General features: G+C 29.5%; 21 protein-coding genes and 1 pseudogene. 11 read left to right on the top strand and 11 right to left on the bottom strand.

Annotation, left to right across the window (positions count from 1 at the left end):
- Positions 1-35 precede the first annotated feature (35 nt).
- From ABXT55_RS04525 to ABXT55_RS04510, 4 genes are all read left to right on the top strand, one after another.
- The gene (locus tag ABXT55_RS04525; protein ID WP_415278832.1) at positions 36-998 is read left to right on the top strand and encodes a glycine betaine ABC transporter substrate-binding protein; all 963 of its coding nucleotides are present in this window, start codon (positions 36-38) and stop codon (positions 996-998) included.
- A gap of 82 nt (positions 999-1080) precedes the next feature.
- Positions 1081-2133, top strand: coding sequence for a quaternary amine ABC transporter ATP-binding protein (locus ABXT55_RS04520; protein ID WP_415284122.1), 1053 nt, complete (start codon positions 1081-1083; stop codon positions 2131-2133).
- The gene (locus ABXT55_RS04515; RefSeq protein WP_415285453.1) at positions 2123-3628 is read left to right on the top strand and encodes an ABC transporter permease; all 1506 of its coding nucleotides are present in this window, start codon (positions 2123-2125) and stop codon (positions 3626-3628) included. The genes ABXT55_RS04520 and ABXT55_RS04515 overlap by 11 nt, the downstream gene beginning before the upstream one ends.
- Before the next feature lie 9 nt (positions 3629-3637).
- On the top strand, positions 3638-4243 hold the full coding sequence (locus tag ABXT55_RS04510) for a LysE/ArgO family amino acid transporter (RefSeq protein ID WP_415284121.1): 606 nt from the start codon (positions 3638-3640) through the stop codon (positions 4241-4243).
- Positions 4244-4245: 2 nt separating this feature from the next.
- Here ABXT55_RS04510 and hisD read toward each other — a convergent pair whose 3' ends face one another.
- Positions 4246-5532 carry a histidinol dehydrogenase gene (hisD, locus tag ABXT55_RS04505; RefSeq protein ID WP_415284120.1) on the bottom strand — a complete coding sequence of 429 codons (1287 nt, stop codon included), beginning with the start codon at positions 5530-5532 and terminating at the stop codon, positions 4246-4248.
- A gap of 62 nt (positions 5533-5594) precedes the next feature.
- Positions 5595-6506, bottom strand: coding sequence for a bifunctional enoyl-CoA hydratase/phosphate acetyltransferase (locus ABXT55_RS04500; protein ID WP_415284119.1), 912 nt, complete (start codon positions 6504-6506; stop codon positions 5595-5597).
- 49 nt (positions 6507-6555) lie between these two features.
- On the opposite strand from ABXT55_RS04500, the gene ABXT55_RS04495 reads away from it, so the two are divergent.
- A complete protein-coding gene (locus ABXT55_RS04495; protein WP_415284118.1) occupies positions 6556-7698 on the top strand; it encodes an epoxide hydrolase family protein in 1143 nt (380 codons plus the stop codon).
- Here ABXT55_RS04495 and ABXT55_RS04490 read toward each other — a convergent pair whose 3' ends face one another.
- Genes ABXT55_RS04490 through ABXT55_RS04480 form a run of 3 tightly spaced genes read right to left on the bottom strand, consistent with a single transcriptional unit; the run spans position 7699 to position 10138 of the window.
- Entirely contained in the window at positions 7699-8715 is a 1017-nt protein-coding gene (locus ABXT55_RS04490) for an Ldh family oxidoreductase (RefSeq protein WP_415284117.1), read from the bottom strand.
- Positions 8712-9449 (bottom strand): glycosyltransferase family 2 protein, encoded by a 738-nt coding sequence (locus ABXT55_RS04485; protein ID WP_415284116.1) that lies wholly within the window; start codon positions 9447-9449, stop codon positions 8712-8714. The genes ABXT55_RS04490 and ABXT55_RS04485 overlap by 4 nt, the downstream gene beginning before the upstream one ends.
- The gene (locus ABXT55_RS04480) at positions 9446-10138 is read right to left on the bottom strand and encodes an FkbM family methyltransferase (protein WP_415284115.1); all 693 of its coding nucleotides are present in this window, start codon (positions 10136-10138) and stop codon (positions 9446-9448) included. Before ABXT55_RS04480 ends, ABXT55_RS04485 begins: the two co-directional genes overlap by 4 nt.
- A 79-nt stretch (positions 10139-10217) precedes the next feature.
- On the opposite strand from ABXT55_RS04480, the gene ABXT55_RS04475 reads away from it, so the two are divergent.
- The 3 genes from ABXT55_RS04475 (at position 10218) to ABXT55_RS04465 (ending at position 14617) form a co-directional block, all read left to right on the top strand.
- Positions 10218-12026 (top strand): hypothetical protein, encoded by a 1809-nt coding sequence (locus tag ABXT55_RS04475; RefSeq protein WP_415284114.1) that lies wholly within the window; start codon positions 10218-10220, stop codon positions 12024-12026.
- Position 12027: 1 nt separating this feature from the next.
- Positions 12028-13284 (top strand): PQQ-dependent sugar dehydrogenase, encoded by a 1257-nt coding sequence (locus ABXT55_RS04470; RefSeq protein ID WP_415284113.1) that lies wholly within the window; start codon positions 12028-12030, stop codon positions 13282-13284.
- Between the two features lie 73 nt (positions 13285-13357).
- Complete coding sequence (locus ABXT55_RS04465; RefSeq protein ID WP_415284112.1) at positions 13358-14617, top strand: hypothetical protein; 1260 nt, start codon at positions 13358-13360, stop codon at positions 14615-14617.
- A gap of 6 nt (positions 14618-14623) precedes the next feature.
- Here ABXT55_RS04465 and ABXT55_RS04460 read toward each other — a convergent pair whose 3' ends face one another.
- The 6 genes and pseudogenes from ABXT55_RS04460 to ABXT55_RS04435 all read right to left on the bottom strand — a co-directional run bounded on the left by ABXT55_RS04460 (position 14624) and on the right by ABXT55_RS04435 (position 21395).
- Positions 14624-15670, bottom strand: coding sequence for an NAD-dependent epimerase/dehydratase family protein (locus ABXT55_RS04460; protein ID WP_415284111.1), 1047 nt, complete (start codon positions 15668-15670; stop codon positions 14624-14626).
- A complete protein-coding gene (locus ABXT55_RS04455) occupies positions 15670-16692 on the bottom strand; it encodes an NAD-dependent epimerase/dehydratase family protein (RefSeq protein ID WP_415284109.1) in 1023 nt (340 codons plus the stop codon). Before ABXT55_RS04455 ends, ABXT55_RS04460 begins: the two co-directional genes overlap by 1 nt.
- Positions 16693-16735: 43 nt before the next feature.
- Positions 16736-17620 (bottom strand): hypothetical protein, encoded by an 885-nt coding sequence (locus ABXT55_RS04450; protein WP_415284108.1) that lies wholly within the window; start codon positions 17618-17620, stop codon positions 16736-16738.
- A gap of 30 nt (positions 17621-17650) precedes the next feature.
- Positions 17651-19563: pseudogene (locus tag ABXT55_RS04445) on the bottom strand (ABC transporter permease subunit).
- 1 nt (position 19564) lies between these two features.
- Complete coding sequence (locus ABXT55_RS04440) at positions 19565-20362, bottom strand: ATP-binding cassette domain-containing protein (protein ID WP_415284107.1); 798 nt, start codon at positions 20360-20362, stop codon at positions 19565-19567.
- 88 nt (positions 20363-20450) lie between these two features.
- A complete protein-coding gene (locus ABXT55_RS04435) occupies positions 20451-21395 on the bottom strand; it encodes an ABC transporter substrate-binding protein (RefSeq protein ID WP_415284106.1) in 945 nt (314 codons plus the stop codon).
- A gap of 231 nt (positions 21396-21626) precedes the next feature.
- Between ABXT55_RS04435 and ABXT55_RS04430 the strand changes: the two genes are divergently transcribed.
- From ABXT55_RS04430 to ABXT55_RS04420, 3 genes are all read left to right on the top strand, one after another.
- Positions 21627-22667 carry a TRAP transporter substrate-binding protein gene (locus ABXT55_RS04430; RefSeq protein ID WP_415284105.1) on the top strand — a complete coding sequence of 347 codons (1041 nt, stop codon included), beginning with the start codon at positions 21627-21629 and terminating at the stop codon, positions 22665-22667.
- 93 nt (positions 22668-22760) lie between these two features.
- Positions 22761-24044 carry a TRAP transporter large permease gene (locus ABXT55_RS04425; protein ID WP_415284104.1) on the top strand — a complete coding sequence of 428 codons (1284 nt, stop codon included), beginning with the start codon at positions 22761-22763 and terminating at the stop codon, positions 24042-24044.
- A gap of 58 nt (positions 24045-24102) precedes the next feature.
- Complete coding sequence (locus ABXT55_RS04420; protein WP_415284103.1) at positions 24103-24558, top strand: TRAP transporter small permease; 456 nt, start codon at positions 24103-24105, stop codon at positions 24556-24558.
- The last annotated feature ends 27 nt before the right edge of the window (positions 24559-24585 follow it).

Genomic DNA, 24585 nt, shown 5'->3' with positions numbered 1-24585 from the left:
TATGCTTCGTTTTTAAATTAATCGAGAGGAATATAATGAAAATAATAAAAACTACACTTGTAGCTGGTTTAATTTCTTTATTTGCTACTTTTTCAACATTCGCTGAGAAAGTTAAAATAGGAGATCCAGGTTGGACAGGTGCAACAGCTATTGCTAACTTATTAGCAGCAGTTGTTATAGACAAAATGGGTGGAGAAGCAGAATTAGTTCCAGGAAATAATACTGCGATCTATGGTGCAATTGATAGAAGTAAAGGTGAAATCGAAGTTCACCCTGATATCTGGTTACCAAACCAACAAGCTTATACAAATGATTTAGTTCCTAAAGGAACTTTAAAATTAAGTAGCAACCCATATGATGGAGACCAAGGTTATTGTGTTTCTCAACAGTTTGCGAAAAAATTTAATATTACTGCAATCGAAGACTTAGCTAGACCAGAAGTTGTTAAAGCAATGGATAGTGATGGTAATGGTAAAGGTGAATTTTGGATTGGAGCAGATGGTTGGGCATCAGCAAATGCGAACCAAGTTAAATTAAGAGACTACGGTTTATATGATGCTGGTATTGAAGCGATAAGAGCAGCAGAAGCAGTTAAAAATGCAAGAGTACTTGACTCAATTAAAAAAGGTGAAGGTTATGCATTCTATTGTTATAAACCACACGCAATTTGGGGAATGGCAGATGTAGTTATGTTGGAAGAGCCAAAACATGATCCAGCTAAATACAAAATGGTACAACCTAAAGAAGATGCTGACTGGTACAAAAAATCTTATGTTGCTTCAAAAGATGCACTTAAAAAAATTCAAATTGGTTGGGGTACTTCTTTAGAGAGTAAATCTCCAGCTATTGTTGAGTTTTTTAAGAACTTTCAATTAACAGGAGATGATGTTTCAGCTATGGCATATGCAATTTCAGTTGAGAAAAAACAACCAGCTGATGTTGCTAGAACATGGATGAAAAATAATAAATCTAAAGTTGATGGTTGGTTAGGACTTTAAGATAAGTTAAATTTTTACCCGGCGACCTTATTTGTTGCCGGGTACATTTCTTTAAAAACTATTAAATTTTCGAACGGATCTGATGAACTCAGCTATTGAAATAAAAAATGTTTGGAAGATATTTGGTAATAATTCCAAAGAAGCGTTAAATGCTATTCAAAATGAACATATTTCAAAACAAGAAGCTTTAGAAAAATATAATTCAGTAATTGGCGTATCAGATGTCTCTTTTAACGTAAAAACAGGGGAGATTTTTTGTGTAATGGGTCTTTCTGGTAGCGGTAAATCTACTTTAGTTAGGCATATCAATAGATTATTAGAACCAACTTCAGGTCAAATTTTAATCGATAATGAAGATGTAATGAAGTTTGATTCAAAAAGTTTGCAAGATCTAAGAAATAAAAAGATAGGGATGGTTTTCCAAAACTTTGCTCTAATGCCCCATAGATCAGTATTAGACAATATAGCAATGCCACTTGAAATAAGAGGTATAAGTAAAAATGATAGATTGGATGCTGCTAACAAGATTTTAGATATTGTAGAGCTTCAAGGCTGGGGAAATAAATTTGCTCACGAACTTTCAGGTGGAATGCAACAAAGAGTTGGATTAGCAAGAGCTCTAGCAGCAGATCCTGATGTTTTATTAATGGATGAACCATTTAGTGCACTAGATCCATTGATTAGAAGACAGCTTCAAGCAGAATTTATCAAACTTTCAAAACAAATGAAAAAGACCACAGTGTTTATAACTCACGACTTAGATGAAGCAGTAAGGGTAGGTCATAGAATTGCAATCATGAGAGATGGAAAGGTTATTCAAATAGGAACGCCAGAAGAAATAGTCATGAAGCCAGCAGATAGTTATGTAGCAGACTTTGTTAAGGGAATTTCTAGATTAAAAATTGTTCAAGCTAAATCTATCATGCAGCCTGTTGAAAAATTTGAAAAGGAATTTGGATCAATCACTAAAAATTTAGAAAGTGTTCATGAAAATGATTTATTAAACAAATTAATAGAAAAATCTTCCATTAAAGATGAGCCAATATTAGTAATTGATAATGAAAAAAAAAATATTGGTGTGATAACACAGGCAGATTTACTTAAAGCAGTTGTAGAGGGTAGTGATGGAGAATAAAGCAATTATAAACCCATCTAGAGACGAATTGATTACTGACTTTGTAAAAAGTAATCCAGATTATTATATTAAAGAGTTTAAAAAAATTGGTAGTAAACCTACTTACTCATTTTCATTTAATTTATTTGCATTCATACTTGGACCAATTTGGTTTGGAATGCGTAATGTTTGGAATTGGACATTAGCGTTTTTAATCATTGAAACTTTTTCTGTAGTACAAATCATCAGAGGTTTATTTGGTAATATTACCGCAGATGCTGTTGCTAAAGTTGAGCAAGTTCAAGGTACAATAGCTTTTAGAAATAAACAATTAGAAGCAGCGATAGAAAATAATCCAGATAAAATCGATGTGTTTAAAAGAAACATAAAATCTTTAGAGGATGCGATGCAGGGTTATTTAGATGAAATCACAAGAGTAGAAGCTTCTGCAATTTGGATTGCTATATTTGGTTTTATTTTATTGATAGCAGTAAAGATTGCTCAAGGTATTTTAGCGAATTCAATTTTAGAAAAGAAATATTCTGAATGGTTATCTGATAAATCTATTCATCCAGGTATGCAGACGAAAAATTACATCTACAGTAGTATTTTTACCTCTGTTATAATGATCTTTACTGTTATTCATTATAGTTTTCCGGGCTTACTTCAGGTAATGGATACGTTCCCAACTCATCCAGAAATAAGATTATTTTCAATTAAATGGATAGAGATTATTTTTGATTATGCTGTGGTTAAAGGAGATGTGATTTTTACTGCTATAACAATTGGTATTAGGTCGGTATTAGATTTCTTGGAATTATTGTTTGTTAAAACTCCTTGGATTGTAATTATAACTGCAATTGTAACTTTAACAGGCTTATCAGCGGGGCCGAGAGCTGCAATTTATTCAACAGGATTTTTATGTTACATGGGTTTTTTAGGTTTTTGGGTTAAAGCAATGACGACACTTGCCTTATTAGGAACTGCTGCAATTTTAAGTATAGCAATAGGCATTCCACTTGGAATTTTCTGTGCAAGACGACAAAGATTTTATTCATTAATTAGACCGATAATGGATTTCATGCAAACAATGCCAGCCTTTGTATTTATGATTCCAGTAATAGCATTTTTTGGAACTGGAAAGGTTGCGGCAGTAATCATTACAATGATTTTTGGTGGTACACCTGTTGTAAGACTTACTGTTTTAGGATTACGTGGAGTACCAGAAGCCATACGAGAAGCAGCTATCGCTTACGGTGCAACTAAATGGTATTTACTAAGAAAAGTAGATCTACCATTAGCTACTCCTTCAATACTAGCGGGTGTGAACCAAACTGTAATGTTAAGTTTAGCCATGGTAGTTGTAGCATCTCTAATAGGTGCAAAAGGTTTAGGACAAGATGTTCTTGAAGCACTACAATATGCTAATGTTGGACAAGGTATACTTGCAGGTATAGCTATTTTATTTGTTGCATTAATACTTGATAGGGTTGTTCAGGGTAAAAAAAGAGTTTAATAAAACTTAATGGATTATTTAATATTAGGTTTTTTAACTGGATTAAGTTTAATTCTAGCAATAGGTGCTCAAAATATATTTGTCATAGAACAAGGGTTAAAAAAACAATATATATTTCTTGTTTGTTTAATTTGTTCAATATCTGATTTAATATTAATTTTTTTAGGAATTTTTTTATTTCAATATCTAAATAATTATTTCACACCAACTATTGAGTTAATTTTTAATATTTTACTCTTATTATTTTTATTACATTTTATTTGGGTAAAAATTAAAACTAAAGTTTCAGATGCTTCATTTAATGTAGATAGTAAAACTAATAATTTACCTAATATTGTAGTTAAAACATTAGGTTTTACTTTTCTAAATCCACACGTTTATTCAGACACTGTATTTTTCCTAGGAAACTTCTCTAAAAGCCTTAGTCAAGTGGATAAGTATTACTTTGGTGCTGGGGCAGCCATTTCCTCATTCCTATTTTTTTTTATAATAGGATATCTTTCAAAATATTTTTCTAAATACCTTAAAAGTTCAAAAGTGTGGAAAAGAATAAATTATTTGATAATTCTTTTCATGTCTATTTTGGCTTTAACAGTGCTAATGGAAATTATCTAAGTTTAGCTAGAATAACCGTACTTTTTAAGTCTAACGTCACCTGTTCTTGCGTGCGCTTCCATTCCTTCGTATCTAGAAATTCTTGCCGCTGCAGCACCAACTAATTCAGTAGACTCTTTTGTCATTCTTTGAAAACTTAAAGTTTTAACAAACTTACCAACAAATAATCCACCCGTATATCTTCCTGCACCTTTAGTTGGAAGTATATGATTAGTTCCTGAGCACTTGTCTCCATAAGCAACAGTTGTTTCTTCACCAATAAATAAAGAACCATAGTTTGTAAGTCTTTTGTGAAACCATTCTAAATTTTCTGTCTGAACTTCTAAGTGTTCTGGAGCATACACATCACTAATAGTTGCCATTTCTTCATCAGTATCACAAAGAATAACTTCACCATAATCTCTCCAAGCAGCATCTGCATTTGTTCTTGGAACTTCTGGTAATTCTGCAATTAACTCTGGAACTCTTTTCATTACTTTTTCTGCAAGTTCTTTACTCGTTGTGTATAACCAACAAGGTGAGTTGTAACCGTGTTCTGCTTGACCAACTAAATCTACAGCTACTATCTCAGGATCAGCTTTAGCATCAGCAATAATTCCAATTTCTGTAGGGCCTGCAAATAAATCAATACCTACTTTTCCAAATAAAATTCTTTTTGCTTCTGCTACAAACTGGTTTCCAGGACCAACAATAATATCAGCTGCAGGATTATTAAATAAACCATTAGTCATTGCAGCAATTGCTGGAACACCACCTAAATTTAAAATTACATCAGCACCACATAGATCAGCTGTATAAATAATTGTTGGATGAGCACCTACACCTTCTTTTGGAGGGCTACAGGCGATAACATTTTTTACACCCGCAACTTTTGCTGTTGTTACGCTCATAACAGCTGATGCAATGTGTGCATAACGACCTCCTGGTACATAACATCCAGCAGTATTAACTGGTATTAGCTTTTGACCGGCAAATAATCCATCTGAAAGCTCTACTTCAAAATCTTGACCATAGTTTTTTAATTGTGCTTCAGCAAACTTTCTAACTCTTTCGTATGAAAACTGAACATCATCTTTTGTTTTTTGGTCTAATGTTTTTTTAATCTCTTCAATTCTTTCTTTGGAAACAATAATATCACCATCATATTTATCAAATTTCTTTGTAAGATCGATACAGCCTTGTTCTTTAGTAGTTTCAATATTTTTTAATAAATCTTGAACAATTCCAGTTGTTTTAGTGTCGTCTGTTGATGATGTTTTGGGTGATTTTTTTAAATATGTTATAGCCATTGTTTCCCTCTCTAATTTTGAAGCTTTATTTAAAACATTAATGTGATTATTTCAATGAAGAATTAGTCTAAAGCAACAACAGCAGCGGCAATAGAGGCCAATCTAGCTTGCGCTTCATCAGATCTGCTAGTAATTACTATTGGCACTTTACCTCCTACAACAACACCAGCTGCACAAGCACCCATAAAGTAAATCATTATTTTAACTAAACTATTTCCAGTCTCAACACTTGGAACTAATAATACATCTGCATCACCAGCTACAATATTTTTAACACCTTTTATAGCAGCAGATTTTTTTGAAATACTATTATCAAATGCCAAGGGACCAAAAACATCAGCATCTAAATTATCTTTTTTTGCAAGTTTTGTAATCTCATCTGCCTCAATAGAGCTTGGCACACTATCCAAAATTTCTTCTGTTGCTGATAGAACTGCAACTTTTGGTCTTTCAATTCCTATACGCTTTGAAAAATCAATTACATTTCTTAAGATATGCATTTTTGTCTTTATATTAGGTAAAACATTTAAAGCACCATCAGTAATTATAAGTGGTTTGTCGTCTTTAGTATTCGTCATATGCCATATGTGGCTTAGTCTTGTTTTCCCAAGTAAATTGTAATCTCTTTTTAAAACTTCTTTCATTAAAATATCTGTATGAATATGACCCTTAACAATAATTTTTACTTTATCTTGGCTAGCAAGTTTAGCAGCTATTGCTGCTGTATTGTTTTCTACAGGTTCATGAATTATTTCATATGATGAGATATCCCATTTTAAATCTTCAGCACATTTAAGAATTTCTTTTTTATCTCCTATAAAAATAGGAGTAATTAAGTTTTCATTAACAGCATCCTGAACTGAAAGCATTGGTAAGGGTAGACCTGCGTTAACGATTGCAGCATTAACACCTTTTTTCTTATATGCATGGTCTAGAAGGTTATTAGGACAAACAATTTCTTTATTTGAAAGCATGAGGTATATTTAGTATGAATTTTTAAAAAGTATATACTGTAAATTGATAATGATTAAGCCTTTTAAGCTAAATATTCCCAATAAAACACTTCAAGAAATTTATACTAAGGTAAAAAATTACCCATGGCATGAAATGCCAGATGATGGTGATTGGAAATATGGAAGTAATCTTGATTACATGAAGGAAATATCAAGTTATTGGGTCAAAGATTTTGACTGGAGAAAACATGAAGCAGAAATAAATAAATTTTCAAATTTTACATCTGTTGTAGATGATATTGAAATCCATTTTATTCATGAAAAAGGTAGTGGTACTACCCCAACTCCATTACTTCTTATGCATGGATGGCCTGGATCAGTTGTAGAGTTTTTACATATTATTGAAAAACTTGCGCACCCAGAAAAATTCGGTGGCAAGGAAGAAGATGCATTTGATGTTATTGTCCCTTCTTTACCTGGCTTTGGATTTTCAGGTAGACCATCTAAACCAATTGGTCCAAGAAAAATAGCTGAGATATTAAATAAACTAATGACAAAAAACCTTGAGTATAAAAATTATTTAGCACAAGGTGGAGATTGGGGTGCAACTATTGCTAATTGGATTGGTTATGATCATTCAAAATCATGTAAGGCAATTCATATTAATTGTTTAACTATGCGCCATCCTGATGGTCCACAAACAAAACAAGAAGAAGAGTGGCAACAAAGATTTAATAAAGATCAAATAATGCAAGATGGATACAGAACTCAACAAGCAACAAAACCGCAAACATTAAGTTATGGTATGATGGATAGCCCTGTTGGCATCGCAGCATGGATTATTGAAAAAATGTACTCATGGTCGGATTTAAAGGATGGAGATATTGAAAGTGTTTATTCAAAAGATACTTTATTGTCTAATATTATGGTTTATGTAGTCACAAAAACTTTTAATACAGCTTCTTGGATTTATTATGGAAGAAGAGAAGAGGGCGGACGTTTTTTTCCTAAAGACTTTAAAAAAATAGCAATTCCAACAGCAGCTGCAGTTTTTCCAGCTGAAATGTCAGAGTGGCCTCCACGATCATATGTTGACAGAATGTTTAATATTACTCAATGGACTGAGATGCCAAGGGGAGGACATTTTGCAGCTTTAGAGAAGCCAGAACTTCTAATTAATGATCTTGTAAAGTTTTCAAGATCCGTACAGTAATTAGATATTTTGTAAATATTCTAAATCTTTTAAAACAGTTTTTGAGATATTAATGTCTTTTTTAAGATTACTTTTAAATCTATTGAACTTACTTTGTCCTGGGTAAAGAATTTCCTTAACACCTTTTATCTTAGGTAGTTTTTTTATAGTTTTGATATTATCTTTTATTCTTTTGTTAAAAGAATTACCAACAAACAAATTTGGTTTTAAAACAAAAAATAAGTGACCAATATTTTGTGGACCACTAAAGTCAGTAAATGGATCTTTAACTCTACCTGCGTGATTACCACCTGTTAATACACCGCTTAAAATATCAACCATCCACGCTAATCCTGAACCTCTAAAACCAGCTATAGGTAACTGAACACCCTCTAATGCTTTTTTAGGATCTGTTGTTGGCTTACCAAATTTATCTAAAGCAACACCATCGGGAATTCTAGTTCCTTCTCTTGCAGCTACTCTAATTTTTCCTCTGTTAATCATCGAGATTGAAGTATCCAAAATAAAAGGAACTTTTGAGCCCGTTGGAGTTCCAAAGCAAATTGGGTTTGTGCCAAATAAACTTTTTAAAGCACCGTGGGGCGCTACAGCTGGAGGCGCATTAGTAAAGACCATAACCATTAAACCTTTTTTAACTGCTTGTGTTGCGTAATAACCAGACAAACCATAGTGACCACTGTTCTTAACTGCAACTAAGCCAATTCCAGTTTTTTTAGCGTTAGTTATGGCAGTTTTAATTGCAATATCTGCTGCAACAAAACCAATACTGTTATTTGCATCAATATGAGAAATAGATTGAGAAATTTTTCTTATTTTAATTTTTGGTTTCGGATTAATAAGTTTTTTATTTATACGATCACAATACATTTTTAATCTAGATAATCCATGTGAAGGTGCACCAACTAATTCTGCATTGATCAAGGCATCAGTACAAATCTGTGAATGTTCTAAATTTAAATTATATTTTTTTAAAATATTTTTAATTAATAGATTTAATTTTTTTTGTTTAATTTTCATTTAAAACTTTGAGTTATTTTTTTTTTATTTAGCAATATTTTTTCGATCATGCAGTAAAACAAAGTAAAAATATACATTGAGCTTAGTTCTTTAATTCTAAAATTTGACCTACCAATTTTACGATTTTTCCAATTGATAGGTATTATTTTGTATATATATTGTCTAGAAATAATCTTAAGTGGAATTTCTAAAAAAACATTAAAATTTTCAGATACAATTGGTAGAAGATCTTTTAAAATATCTTTTTTATAAATTTTAAAGGCGTTCGTAAAATCGTTATAATCTGAGAAAAAAATAAATTTAACAAAATTATTAAAAAGTCTATTTAATATTAATTTAAATAATGGGTAATTCTTTATTTTAGATTTTTTTACAAACCTAGAACCTAAAACAGCATCATATTTATTCTGAGACATAATTTTATAATACTTAATTAAGTCCATAATAGAGTCGGAAGAATCACACATAAAAATTGTAATAAATTGATATCTAGATTTTTTAATACCTATTTCAATAGCTGAACCTAGGCCCTTTTTTTTATTTTTAAAAAATTTAACATATGATTTTTTTTTAGATGATTGATTAAGAATATTTAAAGTATCATCAGTACTAAAATCATCTATAAAAATAATTTCAATTTTTTTAATATTTTTTTTTAATTTATGTAAATTATTAATAGTTTTTATAATATTCTTATTTTCATTATAAACAGGAACTATAATTGATAATGTCATTTGATTTTATATAATGTATTTATGTAAAGCCTATCCTCAAAGTTCATCAATGGAAACTTGAATTTTTTATGTAATACAAAATTATTTTTTAACAAAAATTTATGTGATAAATTAAAATTATATCCTTTATGAAGATTATAAAACTGCTTTTCAATTATTATAAATTTAATTTTATGTATTAATTTTTTTGATCCTAAAAGTACATTATATTCAAACCCCTCTACATCAATTTTTAATAAAACATCTTTTAAATCATTTTTTTTAAAAAATTCATCGAATGTACTAGTTTTTACAATGTAGCCTCTCGATGAACTGCTATTATTTTGTAGTAATAATTTTTTAATTTTTAAATATAAAGATTTCTTATTGATGGTACTTAGAGTTGATGTGGAACTTAATTTATTTATATAAATTTTTCTTTTACCAATCTTTGAATCTAGAGCAATATTGTGTTTGATAATATTTTTATTTTTTTTTAAATTTCTATTTAAAATTTTAAAAATTTCTACCTGTGGTTCAAACGCATAAACAATTTTAATATTCTTAAACTTTAAAAAATTCTTTAAAAATTCACCTTTATGAGATCCTACGTCAATTAATTTATAAATTTTATATTTTTCTAAAAATTTAACTATTCTTTTGTGATGGTATTTATCATCTATAAAGTTTATGATTTTTTCAAAATTCATTTAATCCACAAGATTAATCGATACAATTAAAATTAATCGCTGTATATATAATTTAAATAATATTTTATACAATAAGTTCATGCCTTTTAAAAAAGATAAAACTGTTTTAATTTTATTAATAACTATTTTAATTTTTTTTTCCTCATATATCTGGAATTTTATAAACATTCCTTTTCGCGATGATGAAATACTTGGAGAATATAGTGTCAATAATCACCACTCTTTAAACGACTCTTTAAGATACTTGGTGTTTATTTTAATCCCAATAACAGGCTATTTATTTTTTAAACTATTAATTGAAAAAAAAAAATTAAATTTTTCATATTTAAGACATTCAAACTTAGAATTTTCTCAATCTACCTCTAAAATATACATAGTAAATTTATTTTTTATTTTTATTTTAGTACTTGAATTTTTATCCTTGTCCTTTCCAACAACCACATTGGATATATTTCATGAAGGGCAAAAGTTAAGCTCTGCTTATAAAGGTCTACTGGATGGTTCTTTATGGTCAGGGTCATATATAACGACTGGTATTATTAATGAAAATTTAGGAGCACGGTTTATTTGGATGATATTTAGTCATGAGAGTATTGGCTCTGTACGCCTACTTGAATTGATATATATTCTAATTTTTAAAATTTTACTAATTTGTTTAATTTATGAAACTACAAAAAAAAATTTTTTTAGTGAAAATTTAAAACTATTTTATTTTTTATCAACTTCACTGATTTCCCTTTTTTTTATTGATTATGACTTAAGCACTGGTGACTCATTTTCATATAGAGACATACCAATTATTATTTCTTTGGTGATTTTTTTTAGATACATAAACAATATTGATAGAATTTATTTTCCCTTAATTTTTTTAGGCTTATTAAGTGTGGTCTCTTTCTTATGGAGCATAGATAGAGCGTTAATAGTCTTTTTATTATTAATTCTAATTTGCTTTTACCTGCTAATTAATAAAAAATACGTTAATTTTTTTCTATTAATATTTTCAGTGATTATCTTTTGGACTTTAACATATATATTTCTAGGTAAAGAATTTAATTATTTTATAGAAAATACTTTTTCAATTCTTAAAAACATTAATTATATATTTGGCATAATACATCCAGCACCTTTTAGTGACATGCAAAATTCTTCAAGAGCTACAAAGTCTTTATTATTAATAGTTTTTTCAATATTAATTAGTTTTAGTTTTTTATTCTCTAAAAAATTAAAGTATAGTTGGCATTTTAAAGTTTTGATTATAACCTTAAGCTTTGTTAGTTTTTGTAGTTATATATATGCCTTAGGGAGATCTGATGGCGGTCATATAAAACAAACTACAGGAATTATACTTCTATTTTATTTAGTATTTACTTTTTATAATCTAATAAAGTATTTTGAAAAATTATCTTTAAATCATCGATTTAAAGATAATTTTATTTTATTTAACAACATTATTTTGCTCATTTTTTTTATATTTAGTGTTGAAATAAATATCAATAAAACTGTGAATTATTCACAAAGAATAAAACAGTATATACATTTAAACGATAATTCTTTTTTAAGCAAAGAACAGACCTATTTTGTTGAACAAATGGAACCATTAACTAGGAATTATCAATGCTTACAGTTATTCACTTATGATGCTGCGTTGCCTTACTTGTTAAAAAAACCAAATTGCTCTAGGTATTACTTCATATATTCTGTTGGTTCACTTAAAGACCAGAAGAACTTAATCGAAGAAATGAAAAATACAAAATTAGTAATATACTCAGGACAAACAGATAATTGGGGTTTCAATCCAAAAAAAAAATTGCCTTTAGTAGATAATTATATAAATTCAAATTTTTTTGATAATATTAAAATATTAAACTGGGCAGTAAAAATTAGATAATATGATGTTTCTTAAATATATTAATAAGATTATAATCTGCTTTTTTTATTTTGGTATTATTCTTTTTTTATTTTATGCAATTTATTTAGTTAATTCCAAAGAGCCTTACAATAAAGACACAAGAAGAATAGTTAAATCTATTTTTAAAAAAAATACAATCCCACAACACATATTTAATGATTATAGAGAACTATATTTACCAAATACTCAATTCATAAAAGTAAATTTTAAAAAGATTGATTTAGATTTTCTAAATTTGAATGATTGCTACTTTGGAAAATGCTACACTTTTTTTCTTGAACAACATAAATCTAATATAATTTTGACAGATAGATCTGGTATATTTAGACATGCTACACTTGATGATATTAAGAAAAACAAAGAGCTATTAAAAATAATTCCAACTAATTTAGATTTTGATACAGTTTTAGATACTTATATAATTGATGATATTATTTATGTTTCTGGAAAGAAAATTGTAGATAAAGTAAATGCTGAAGTCCATGTTGTAAAAGCAAAAATTAATTTTAATAATATTAAATTCGAAAATGTTATAAAACTAAAATCAAAAAAATGTTTTTTTAGACATTCGGTACATTCAGGTAAAATCCAATCTTATAAAAAAGAAAAAAATAAAATTATTTTAAGTATTAATTCCTCAGGTGCTCCAGATGAATCAGGAGGTTTAGACAATTTAAGTAAAGATAGTATTTGTGGAAAAATTTTATTAGTAAATACAGATACCAAAAAATATGAAATTTTTAGTAGTGGTCATAGAAATATTATTGGAATGTATTCTGATGAAAACATCATTCTTGCAACAGAGCATGGTCCATTTGCTGGTGATGAAATAAACAATATTAAAAAAGATGCTAGTTATGGATGGCCAGTATCATCTTATGGAGAATATTATTCAAGAGACCAAAGCAACGAAGCACCTAATTACAAAAAAAGTCATAATAAATATGGTTATACTGAGCCAATATTTTCTTTTGTGCCTGCAATTGGGATTTCAGAAATAATTAAACTTCCAAATAATTTTTCAGAAATGTGGCAAGATAATTTTCTTATAGGCTCGTTAAATGGAAAACACTTGCACAGAATTAAATTTGATGAAAAATATGAAAGAATTATCTATAACGAAAAAGTTTTTATTGGAGATAGAATTAGAGATATTATTTATGATAATAAGTCAAAAGATATACTTCTTTCACTTGAATTAACTGGTTCTTTAGGGATTCTTTCAAGAGCAAATTAGTATTTGTTTAATACAATATCTATATACAAATTTTAGCAATTAACATTCCACTTTTTTTATCTATAATCTTAAAGTGAACTTTAATAAAATTTTTTTTAACTTTTTATTTCTATCTCTTATACTTTACACAACTTTATCAATTTTTTTTAGTGCAATAAGCTTCAATTGGACTTTTCAGGATTGGCACATAAATTACGATGGTGGGTTTGTTAGAAGAGGTCTTTCTGGAGAAATTTTTTCTTCACTAAATAATTTTTTTTATACACAGGACTTACAGCTTTATTTTAATATCCCTATTAATCTTACATATTTTTATTTCTTAAGTTTAATAAATATTATTTTTTATACACTTCTTTTAAATTTTTTTAAAAATATTGATTTAAATTTTAAGAATTTTTTTATTATTTTTTCACCAATATCGTTATCTTTTGTTATTTATAATACAGGAGCAATTGCGAGAAAAGAAATCATATTATTTATAGGGTTATTAATTTTTATTTCAATATTGAGGTCTTTTTATAAAAAAGAAAATTCAATAATCTTTTTATTTTTCTTTTTTCCATTAATGATTTTAATTCATGAAGGTATGTTTTTTTTTATATCAATATTCATAATTTTATTTTATTTATCGATCAAAAATAGATTTACAAAATTTATAATTTTTCAATTATTTACCTTTTTTTTTATAAGTATATTTTTTTTTATTATTACATCTATTTATAAAGGTGAGACATTTCAGGTTATTAGTATATGCCAAAACCTAGATTATATAAAAAATTGTAACACATTTAGTGCAATCTCCATGCTCTCAGATGAGCATACGTTAACATCCACATTTACTTCATTATGGGTAAGAATTTTTAAGAATGAATATCTTTTTTATTATCCGTTAATCTCTATTTTAGCTTTCTATCCTTTATGCAAATATTCTTCTAATTATTACTTTGAAATTCCTTTAAAGGACAATGTAATCAAAGTTAACTTTTTAATTATTTTGTTAATTCTTTTCATAAATACATTGCCTTTATATATTTTTACTTATGATTGGGGGAGATGGCTTAATATTACATATATCTTATTAATGATAACATTTTATTTTCTTAAAGACTGTGGTGTATTACTTCAATCAAAGACACACAAACCATATTTATTTTTAAAAAATAAAAACTTTTTTAAGAAATTTATGCTTGCTTTTATATTATTTTTTTATTCCTTAGGATTAAATGTTGCTTATTTTGACGGTTATAATAGATGGATTCAAAATTATAAAATGATAGATGATAAACTTAAATTTAAACTTAGGTTAATTAAAACTATTCCTAAATTATTCTAAAATTATTTAATTATTTTCAATTAATTCTCTTATTATTTTTCTGGTATTATATTTTTGTTTCCATTTTGGGTAATCTTTTTTAAATTTATTAGTGTTTGATATATACCATATATGATCTCCAACTCTATTTGTCTTAATAATCTTTCTATTTATTTCTATATTTTTACAATCCTCAACTTCAGAAATTGCTTCTAAAATTGAGCAATTAGAAAATCTTCCGCCTCCAATATTATAAACTTCACCATATTTTGGTTTTTTAAAAAACTCCCAAAAACAATTAACTAGGTCGTAACTATGAAGATTATCTCTAACTTGCTTACCTTTGTAGCCAATCAATGAATATTCCCTTTTAGCCAAAGTTGATTTAACTAGATAAGAAAGAAATCCATGTAGTTTTGCCCCATTATGATTTGGTCCAGTTATGCAACCACCTCTAAATGAAACTGTTTTCAGGCCAATATTTTTTCCATATTCCTGAACTATTAAATCTGCATATGTCTTTGATACTCCAAAAAAACTATGTGTGCAGTTATCTATAGAAAATTTTTCATTAATACCCTTAAAATAATTATTATTTTTATTTAGTTCCCATCTTTTTTGTTTTTCTAAAACTTTTAACCTGTTTGGGTTATCACCATAAACCTTATTAGTGGACATAAAAATAAAAGGAGCTGAAGGGCAATATTTTTTAGTTAATTCTAATAAATTTAATGTTCCAGTTGCATTAACGTTAAAATCTAATATGGGAAAATTTTTACCGTAGTCATGCGATGGTTGAGCGGCACAATGTATTATGAGTGAAATATTTTTTTTAAGATTTTTAAAAATTTTTTCCAGAGAGCCAATACTTCTTATATCAATATTATAGTTTTTAAAATTCTTATGTTTCTTTATGAGTTTATTTTTAACCCAAGTTGTCGAAGCTTCCTTTCCAAAAAAAGTTTTACGTAAATTGTTATCTATACCAATAACATCAAAGCCTTTATTGCAAAAAAAATCAACAGACTCTGAGCCAACTAAGCCTGAAGAACCTGTTATTATCACTACTGACATTAAAAATATTTATTTAATTTTGATTTATTATTCATTAACCAATCATAAGTATCATTAACAACATTAATAATATTATTTTTTGGTTTCCATTTATATGTTTTAATAATTTTAGTATTATTGGTAATAAAATACGGAATATCATAAATAGAAGTTTTTTTTATTTTAGATGTTATCAATTTATTGCCAGTGATTTTTTCACATAATTTAGTAAGATCTTTAAGAGATATAAAACTATTTATTGATCCGCCAATTGTGAATAATTGATTATTTATTGATTGAAATTTTTTTATCTGGATATGTATAATTTCACATAAATCATAAATGTGTAAAACATCTCTTATTTGGTTTCCGGTACCATTAAACCCTATGTAGGTTAAAGGTTTTTTCATAATATGTTTCCATATCCATAAGCTAACAAAACCCTGGTCTTGCTTACCAAATTGGAGTGGTCCAGAAATTACACCACAACGGTTAATTATATATTTTATATTAAATGCATATGAAAACTCCTCTATAAACATTTCTGATGCTAATTTGGTTACACCATAAATTGTTTTAGGTCCCTCAGTTTTAGTATTTTCATCAAACATTTTATTTTTAATCAATTTCATTTTAAAGTTATTTTTTTTAACTAGTTTATTTATCTGTTGAATTGGATAAACTCTGCTTGAAGATAAAAAAATTATTTTTGATTTATCAATTTTGGCTTTTTTTAAAATATTAATTGTACCAATCAAATTAGTACTGATTACTTTATCAATTTTTTTTTTAGATACCTCTACTGCTGCTTCAGCGCAACAATCAATAATTAGATCGTATCTAGGTAGCTTAGAAACTTTTTTATAATCATCAATATTAAAATTATAGTTCTTTATTTTTTGTTCTTTTAATAATTTCAGGTTGTACTTTGAGCCTTTTCTTGAAAGATTATCTAATGATGAAATTTTATATTTATTTTTTTGTAAAAAGAGACATAGATTAGTTCCAACAAATCCACACCCACCAGTTATTAGAATATTCATAATATTATTTTTTATTTTAATAATTAATAATAGGTTTTTCTGATTAATCAAACCACTCTTCATACTTATATTTATTTTCCCTTAGGTATTGGGGAAGTAAATTAAGATTGATATTTTTAAGTTTATATTCAAATTTATATTTATTTATTTCAGTTTTGTCAGCAAAGTGATTATAATTGACTATTTTATTATCAATTTGTTCCTCTAGCTTTTTAAGAGTAATACCAGATACTTCAAACTCATTGTGATGACCAAAGTTGTTTAATTTAATGAGTAAATCCTTTGGTTTTTTAATATTAGTAAAATGCCAACCACCATCTTGAATAATTTCTATATTTCTTAATTTGTTATTAGAGAAAAATGTATCAAATCTCCAAAATGGATATTTTTTATTTTTAAGATTTTTAAGCCAAGAAAATGATTTAATGTATTTTTTTTTACATGCTCTTGAACCATACCATGGAAGCAAATCATGCAGTAAGTTAAATTTATAATGACAAAAAAGTTGTTTAAAGATTATGATATTTTTTTTAGATTTTTTAAATTGTTCAGAATTTAGATTTGGTATTTCATCATTATCACTCAAAATTATCAGGTCATCATCATTGGCAGTATTTATACCTTTTATCATGTAGTCATAAGACTGTTCAATTCTTTTTAAACTATTCATTCTTTTAATAGCAGATGAATTGCTAAAATCTAATATTTTTTCAATGTTTTTCGGCTCATTTTCTATAACTAAATAAATAATCTTATCTTTGAATTTTTTAAATTTATTAATATCAAAATTAAGTTCTTTTCTTTCTCCACTGTGTGAATATTTAGATTCTACTACAACAAACTTATGAACATATTCATTCAGTATGTTAAATCTAACGTCGAGCATTAAGTCCTCAGAATAGTAAGTGGTACAATCAAATATTTTCATTAAAAAATTATATTATATTTTGATAAAAAATTATCCCTTGCCATGCCATGGAATTGTTTTGTCAATTATTTTTCTTAAAGCAATATCAAATAAAAGACCAAGCATTCCCATTACAAAAATAGTGATCCAGATAACCTCATATTGAAAGTATTTCTTAGCAACATTTTCAACAAATCCAATACCTGTAGTACCTGCTAAAAATTCTGCTGCAACTAACGTTCCCCAACACATTCCTACAGCAACTCTTACACCTGTTAAGATTTCAGGTAATGAATTTGGAAAAATTACGTATCTTAATATTTGCCATTTCGAAGCACCAAGTGAATGTGAAGCATGAATTTTTGATAATTGAGTACCAGATGCTCCTGCTCTTGCTGAAATAATCATAATTGAAAATGAAACCATAAACAGTAAGAATACTTTTCCAACATTATCAATTCCAAATACAGTAATAACTAATGGAGCCCAAGCAAGTGGTGGTACAGGTCTATATAATTCAATTAATGGGTCAAAAAATCCTTTAGCAAATCTATTTAACCCCATCAATAAACCAAGCGGTACTCCAAATATTATTCCAAGGATTAAACCTAAAAATACTCTTAAAAAGAGTCCCAAATATGTCCCATTGGCACAGGTATTTTGAATAATGTAAATTCACCCGTAACAACATTTAAAACTTTGCTTTTAAAGTTTGGTTTAACAGTTCCATCAACACTATGGACTGGGTAATTACCTGGGATAATATCTGCAATCCAATCTGGTAAAATAAAGCCAACAACTTTACTAACATCCATCATTTCATACCAAATCAGCGGAATATTTTTAAATCCAACACTTGGTTTTAATAAAAGTGTAAATTTTTTTAAAGTATCTGATGGTTTGGGCAGCCACCTACCAGAACCTTGCTCTGAACAATTAGGACCACTTGAAATTATTGTTCCAGTCGGAAATAAAAATATATCAATTAATCTTAGACTTCCTTGTTCTTTTTTTTGAATAACATCAAATTCTAAAATTGCTTGTTGCATAGAATCAAGAGTTTTTGGAGGAAATATGCTTGCATATTCAATTCTTCTTGCAATTTTAAGCACATCTTTTGCTAATATTGATGCCACCTCTTGTGTGTCATCAAGTTCTGATCTATATTTTTTTATTCCATCTTTGATTTCTTTCATCAAAAATTTGTATTGTGAATTATGATTTCTTAATTTGAAAAAATCATCACTAATTAAAGTTAATTCTTTTGCTGCAGCATCAAACTTTAATCCTTTTTTAGTTTCAGGAATAGTTGGAATTTCTATGGTGTTTTCTACAGCTGTTCCTGAAGATCCCCATCCACCTTGTATTTTTAAAGCTTCAATTCTCGCATTTTCTTCTTCAAGACTTTTTATTGGTGGATAACTTATCTTTTGAAAATCCTCTGTTAACCAAGCTATTCTACTAGTTAGTTCACTGATCTTAATTTTTGTTTCATTTTCAAGAAGGTCCTCATTAGTTAACAATGGAATCGTTCTTTTAGTTTTTTGAATAAAACCTAAAAGTCTATCTTTATCTTGATTTCTTATTATTGATGAATTTCTAATTTCATTAGTTAATTTTTCAATATTACTATTTTCAGCCTTAATAATTGAAGTACTTTTAAATTCCCTTTCATTTATTGGAAACAAATACTTTAATGAAAGCATTGAGTCGTTAACTTTTGCAACTTGGCAAAGTTCATTAGCAGACTGAGGATAAAAAGACTTTGCTAAATCCCATGAGTAATAAAGCCAAGCTATTAATAAAAAACTACTTCCAACAATAATCCAGTGAGCTCCACCTTTGGCTCTTTCAGGGTTCCCAAAAACAGCATCTATTTTTTCAGTCTTGGCTAATTTTATTCCATAAAGAATAGAACCTATAACGGCAAATATAATTAAAAATGTTATAATACCTGTAATCATACTAAATATCTTTACCCATTATTTCTTCTTCCATGTCCCAAATCATGGTTAGAATTTCTTCTCTTTTACTTCCAAAATCTTTAGTTTTTTTAATTTCTCTTAAATCACCATCTATCCCCATTGAAGCAAAGGGTAATTTATACTCTTTATGTATTCGGCCTGGTCTTGGTGCCATTACATATAATCTTTCACCAAGTAACAAAGCTTCCTCAACCGAGTGGGTAATTAAAATAATTGTTTTTCCTGTTTCTTTCCAAATCTTTAAAACTAATGACTGCATTTTTTCTCTTGTTAGTGCGTCTAGTGCCCCCAAAGGTTCATCCATTAAAATTAAATCTGGATCATTAATTAAACATCGTGCAAGAGCAACTCTTTGCTGCATACCGCCAGACAATTGATAAGTCGGTGTATCTCCAAAACCTTGTAAGCCAACTATATTTAACCATTCATCAACTTTTTTTGCTGTTTTAATTGGATCTTCTTTTTTCATTCTCAAGCCAAAGTCTACATTTTCAGCAACTGTTAACCATTCAAATAAAGCACCTTGTTGAAAAACCATTCCTCTTTCAACCCCTGGACCATTAATTTCATTTCCGTTAAGAGTAATTACTCCTGAAGTTGGTCTAAGAAAGCCAGCTGTAATATTTAGTAAAGTTGTTTTTCCACATCCAGAAGGTCCAAGAACAGTTAAAAGTTCTCCTTTTTTAAGTGTAAAATTTACATCTTTTAATGCATGAACAGTTTCTCCCTTTGGAGTTTTAAAGATCATGTTTAGATTTTGAGAAATTAAATCACTCATAGAAATAAATTTATATTAAATTTTATTTAAAAAAATAGGCACCAATTTAATAAATTGGCGCCTATTTAATTTTATCTTACTCTCTAAATTATAGAGGTAAAAAGCTTGTATCTACTGCTCCGTTAGGAGTACCCATTCCCTTTAAGAAACCATCAAGAGTTCCACCTGATTCCATAGATTTTTTAGTATCTGCAGCATTCAAGAATACAAATCCACCTAAAGTATCTTTCATATCTCCAAGTTTCATCTCAGCATCTTTTGCGATTACACTCATATCACTTTTACCAGCTGCGTATCTAGCATTAGCTTCATGCGTTACTTCTATGAAAGTTCTCAGCATTCCTGGGTTTTCTTTCATAAATTTATCAGTAACAGATGTAATATCGATACCTTTGATACCTGCATCACGAGCTGCTTGAACTGTTAACAATCTTGTACCAACAGTTAAAGCTGCTTTAATAGAGTTACCACCAAATAAACAAGCCATTGAAACATCACCAGAAACTAGTGCAGCAGCACCTTCTTCAGGATCCATTTGAATAACAGTCATTTTGCTTTTATCAGCACCAACAACTTTCATACTTTCATCAAAAACATACTCAGCCATAGTTCCTAGAGGAACTGCAACTTTTTTGCCTTCTAACTCAGAACCGTTCGCCGATGTAATACCAGAAGCTTTAGATGTAACACAAGTTGTACCACCCATTCCGTATTCCATAGCAACGTCTACAAGTTTTAACGGAGCTTTTGATTTAACAGCATTGATGAAAGGTACTAAGCCTTGTGAGTAAGAGATATCAATATCTCCAGCTAACATAGCATCAGTCATTGCACCACCATTTGAAAAGTTAGTCCATTTAACTGGAACACCTAGTGCTTTATCAAACATTTTTTTAACTTTGTCTTCTTGGTTTGGAGTAGGCCATTCTAAAAAGAATGCAACTCTAACTTCTTTAGCAGCTGCATTTGCAACTGACATTGATAAGCTAAGAGCAACTACTGTACCAAGAATAAAACTAATTATTTTTTTCATTATTATTCCCTCTGTTATTAATTTAATTAAATTATTGATATTTAAATTCAATTTAGGCGCGATGTAAAACAAAATATATTGCATATCTTCATTTTCAATAGTTAAAAATTTCTATCATAAGTTGCAATATATTCCTTGATCAGAACGGGGTAAAAATAAATCTATTAATATAGATTGCTATACCATAAGTTATTTTGACTATGTTTAATTAATTATAAGGAGATTTGTTACATGTTTATTAAAAAGATTTACAAGACACTACTTACAGGGTTTGCAATTGCTTTGTTTGCTCAAGCAGCCTTTGCTGAGACAACTCTTAAGCTTGGGACTACTGGTAGATTGGGTATGCCAATTGGTGACGCTATAGATCAAGCATTGATGCCGGCTTTGGCAAAAGCCTCTGGTGGCAAGATGAAGATCGAACCATTTTATCAAAAAAGTTTATGTGCTGAACAGAAATGTGGTGAACAAGCCAATCAAGGACTTATATCTCTTTGGACTAGTTCTACGGCAAACTATGGTAATTTTGGATCAGAGTTAGCAATTTTTGATTTGCCTTTCATTTTTAAATCACTTGAAGATGCGAAAAGAATATCAAATGAATGGCTTGCAGAAAGACAGTGCAAACTAGCACTTGAGAATTCAGGCCATATTTGCCTTTCTGTATATTCAAGCGGTGGATTCAGACAGCTTGGAAATGCAACTAAACCAGTTCACGTTCCTAATGATATGAAAGGTCTAAAGTGGCGTACTACTAAGAGTCCAATTGAGTTCATGTTAGTTAAAAATTGGGGTGCAACTCCAACACCTTATGATTGGAGTCAGTTATACTCAGGCCTACAGTCGGGTGTAGTTGAAGGTCAGTATGTTGCTAGTCCTTGGCAGCATGTAGCAAAACTTCATGAAGTTGCAAAATACTTCACTGAGATTGGTGGCATGTGGTCTGGAAATATTTTAGCAATGGATGCAAAGCAGTATAATGCTCTATCTTCTCAAGAGAAGAAATGGTTACACAAAGCTGCTGATGCGTATGGAGAAAAAGTAAACCAGTTAGATAACGCTTGGATTAAGAATGGAGAAGATGCAATTAAAGCATCTGTGAAAGAATGGTATGTTCCATCTGATGCGGAAATGTCTAAATGGAGAGCAGGTGCAATCGGTGCTTGGGTAAAAGCCAAGGGTACGTTTGAACCAGAGGTAGCTAAAAGAGTACTTCTAGAACAAGGAATGGATGGATTTGTAGCTCAGTTAGAGAAAGCTGGGGCTCTTTAAATCGATCAACGAAAAACTGTGTAAAGATCATTTAGCTCAATTTTTAGAACTAGATGATCTTAACTTAAAAAAAATCATAACATTTAAGTAACTATGGAAAGTATCATTCTACTTGGAATACTCCTTTTTCTAATCCTATTAGGTGCTCCCATTGGCTTCATATTAATACTAATACCATTTGTTTATATTCTATTTACCGATGCTGTACCCCTTATTTTAATTCCTAGTCAAATGTTTAATGCTATTGATTCAGTTCCATTAACTGCAATTGCGTTCTTTATGTTGACGGGTGAGCTAATGACAAGTGCCACGATTACTGACAGGTTAGTAGCCTTGAGCAAATCATTAATTGGACGTGTACGAGGGGGGTTGGCCCAAGTTAATGTTCTTGTGAGTATGTTTTTTGCAGGGATGAATGGTTCCGTGGTAGCAGATACAGCTACAGTGGGAGCATTAGTATTACCAGCTATGAAAAAAGCTGGATATCCTCCTGCATTTTCGGCTGCGGTTACAGGCGTAAGCTCCACCATAGGAGGTATAATTCCTCCCAGTATCATGATGATTGTACTTGCTAACTCGACTGAGCTTTCGATTGCATCACTATTTGCGGCTGGGATTATTCCAGGCGTGTTGATAGGCGTTGTGATCATGATAATTAATCATTACTTCGCAATCAAATATAACTTCGAGCGCAGTGATGAACCATTTTCGATACGTAGAGCAGGTAAGGAATTTTATCGATCCTCGTTCGCCCTTTTGATACCTGTAGTTTTAGTGGGTTCAGTAATGGGTGGTGTTGCATCGGTTGTAGAGGCTGGAGCTATCACGGCAATGGTTGCATTATTTACAGGTGTATTCGTTTATCGAACTATTAAATGGAAAGATTGCACTGGTGCTTTTCGTCGGGCATTCCGTAATTCGGCAATGGTTTTTATTATCATAGCTGCGTCAGGACCCTTTAGTTGGTTACTTACCTCTCTAGGTGCAATCGGTGAACTTGAAAACTGGCTTCTAAGCCTTACAGGATCCCCCATTATTTTTATTTTAGCCGTTATCCTATTCATTTTTCTTCTTGGAACCGTAATGGACTCTGCGGTAAACATTATCATAGTTGGCCCAGTACTAGTTAATGTTATGGCTCAAGCTGGCTTTCCTGAGATACAAGCGGCTATTGTTGTAATAGTTGGCTTCTTAATAGGATCAGTCACACCACCTGTTGGCGTTGCGTTCTTTACTGCTGCAACAATAGCGCAAGTGCGTCTAGAAAAAGTGGCTGTTGCGTTAATTCCTTATCTAGTTGGACTGTTTTTACTTTTATTTTTTATCCTCGTTATTCCAGAGTTGACCATGTTTCTTCCAAACCTATTGAGTAATTAGCGATATGTTAAAATTTTTTAACAACATTGACCGTTTTATCCATCGTACATTGGAAGCTATGTGCTCACTCCTTTTGGCTGCGATGGTTGGTTTCACTCTTTATAATGTTACCATGCGATATGTTTTCAATAACCCTCCTGTTTGGGGTGATCTGCTAACAGTATTAAGTAATATTTGGTTGATGTTTATAGCACTTTCTCTGACAGCCAGAGATAATGAACACATAGCTTTAAATTTAATTTATGAAAAATTACCAAATAGACTGTCGCTATATATACGCCAGTTCTGGAAACTTATGATTATGGCAATTGGTATAGTCCTGATAATTTATGGACTTGAACTTGTAGAGGGTATGCGTGGAAAGTATTGGGAAATGTGGTATTTAGAAATTAGTTTCCAAGGCATTGAGTTCAAAGAGAATTATATGCCAAAGAAATACGCAGTTGCAATCTTGCCATTAGCTGGGTTTTTGACGACCATTGGTGCTGCTATTAGTTTTGTGAAAAAGGTCTAGTTTTTGAAATATATCTGCCAAACATGT

Origin of the sequence: Candidatus Pelagibacter sp. Uisw_130, assembly GCF_047722505.1 — a bacterium.
In the GTDB taxonomy this organism is placed as follows: Bacteria; Pseudomonadota; Alphaproteobacteria; order Pelagibacterales; family Pelagibacteraceae; genus Pelagibacter.
The sequence above is the reverse complement of the archived record's forward strand: the minus strand, read 5'-3'. Positions and strand labels throughout refer to the sequence as shown.

Coding starts and splice junctions, on each gene's coding strand:
- ABXT55_RS04525 (WP_415278832.1), top strand. CDS start 36: ATGAAAATAATAAAAACTACACTTGTAGCTGGTTTAATTTCTTTATTT.
- ABXT55_RS04520 (WP_415284122.1), top strand. CDS start 1,081: ATGAACTCAGCTATTGAAATAAAAAATGTTTGGAAGATATTTGGTAAT.
- ABXT55_RS04515 (WP_415285453.1), top strand. CDS start 2,123: ATGGAGAATAAAGCAATTATAAACCCATCTAGAGACGAATTGATTACT.
- ABXT55_RS04510 (WP_415284121.1), top strand. CDS start 3,638: ATGGATTATTTAATATTAGGTTTTTTAACTGGATTAAGTTTAATTCTA.
- hisD (WP_415284120.1), bottom strand. CDS start 5,532: ATGGCTATAACATATTTAAAAAAATCACCCAAAACATCATCAACAGAC.
- ABXT55_RS04500 (WP_415284119.1), bottom strand. CDS start 6,506: ATGCTTTCAAATAAAGAAATTGTTTGTCCTAATAACCTTCTAGACCAT.
- ABXT55_RS04495 (WP_415284118.1), top strand. CDS start 6,556: ATGATTAAGCCTTTTAAGCTAAATATTCCCAATAAAACACTTCAAGAA.
- ABXT55_RS04490 (WP_415284117.1), bottom strand. CDS start 8,715: ATGAAAATTAAACAAAAAAAATTAAATCTATTAATTAAAAATATTTTA.
- ABXT55_RS04485 (WP_415284116.1), bottom strand. CDS start 9,449: ATGACATTATCAATTATAGTTCCTGTTTATAATGAAAATAAGAATATT.
- ABXT55_RS04480 (WP_415284115.1), bottom strand. CDS start 10,138: ATGAATTTTGAAAAAATCATAAACTTTATAGATGATAAATACCATCAC.
- ABXT55_RS04475 (WP_415284114.1), top strand. CDS start 10,218: ATGCCTTTTAAAAAAGATAAAACTGTTTTAATTTTATTAATAACTATT.
- ABXT55_RS04470 (WP_415284113.1), top strand. CDS start 12,028: ATGATGTTTCTTAAATATATTAATAAGATTATAATCTGCTTTTTTTAT.
- ABXT55_RS04460 (WP_415284111.1), bottom strand. CDS start 15,670: ATGTCAGTAGTGATAATAACAGGTTCTTCAGGCTTAGTTGGCTCAGAG.
- ABXT55_RS04455 (WP_415284109.1), bottom strand. CDS start 16,692: ATGAATATTCTAATAACTGGTGGGTGTGGATTTGTTGGAACTAATCTA.
- ABXT55_RS04450 (WP_415284108.1), bottom strand. CDS start 17,620: ATGAAAATATTTGATTGTACCACTTACTATTCTGAGGACTTAATGCTC.
- ABXT55_RS04440 (WP_415284107.1), bottom strand. CDS start 20,362: ATGAGTGATTTAATTTCTCAAAATCTAAACATGATCTTTAAAACTCCA.
- ABXT55_RS04435 (WP_415284106.1), bottom strand. CDS start 21,395: ATGAAAAAAATAATTAGTTTTATTCTTGGTACAGTAGTTGCTCTTAGC.
- ABXT55_RS04430 (WP_415284105.1), top strand. CDS start 21,627: ATGTTTATTAAAAAGATTTACAAGACACTACTTACAGGGTTTGCAATT.
- ABXT55_RS04425 (WP_415284104.1), top strand. CDS start 22,761: ATGGAAAGTATCATTCTACTTGGAATACTCCTTTTTCTAATCCTATTA.
- ABXT55_RS04420 (WP_415284103.1), top strand. CDS start 24,103: ATGTGCTCACTCCTTTTGGCTGCGATGGTTGGTTTCACTCTTTATAAT.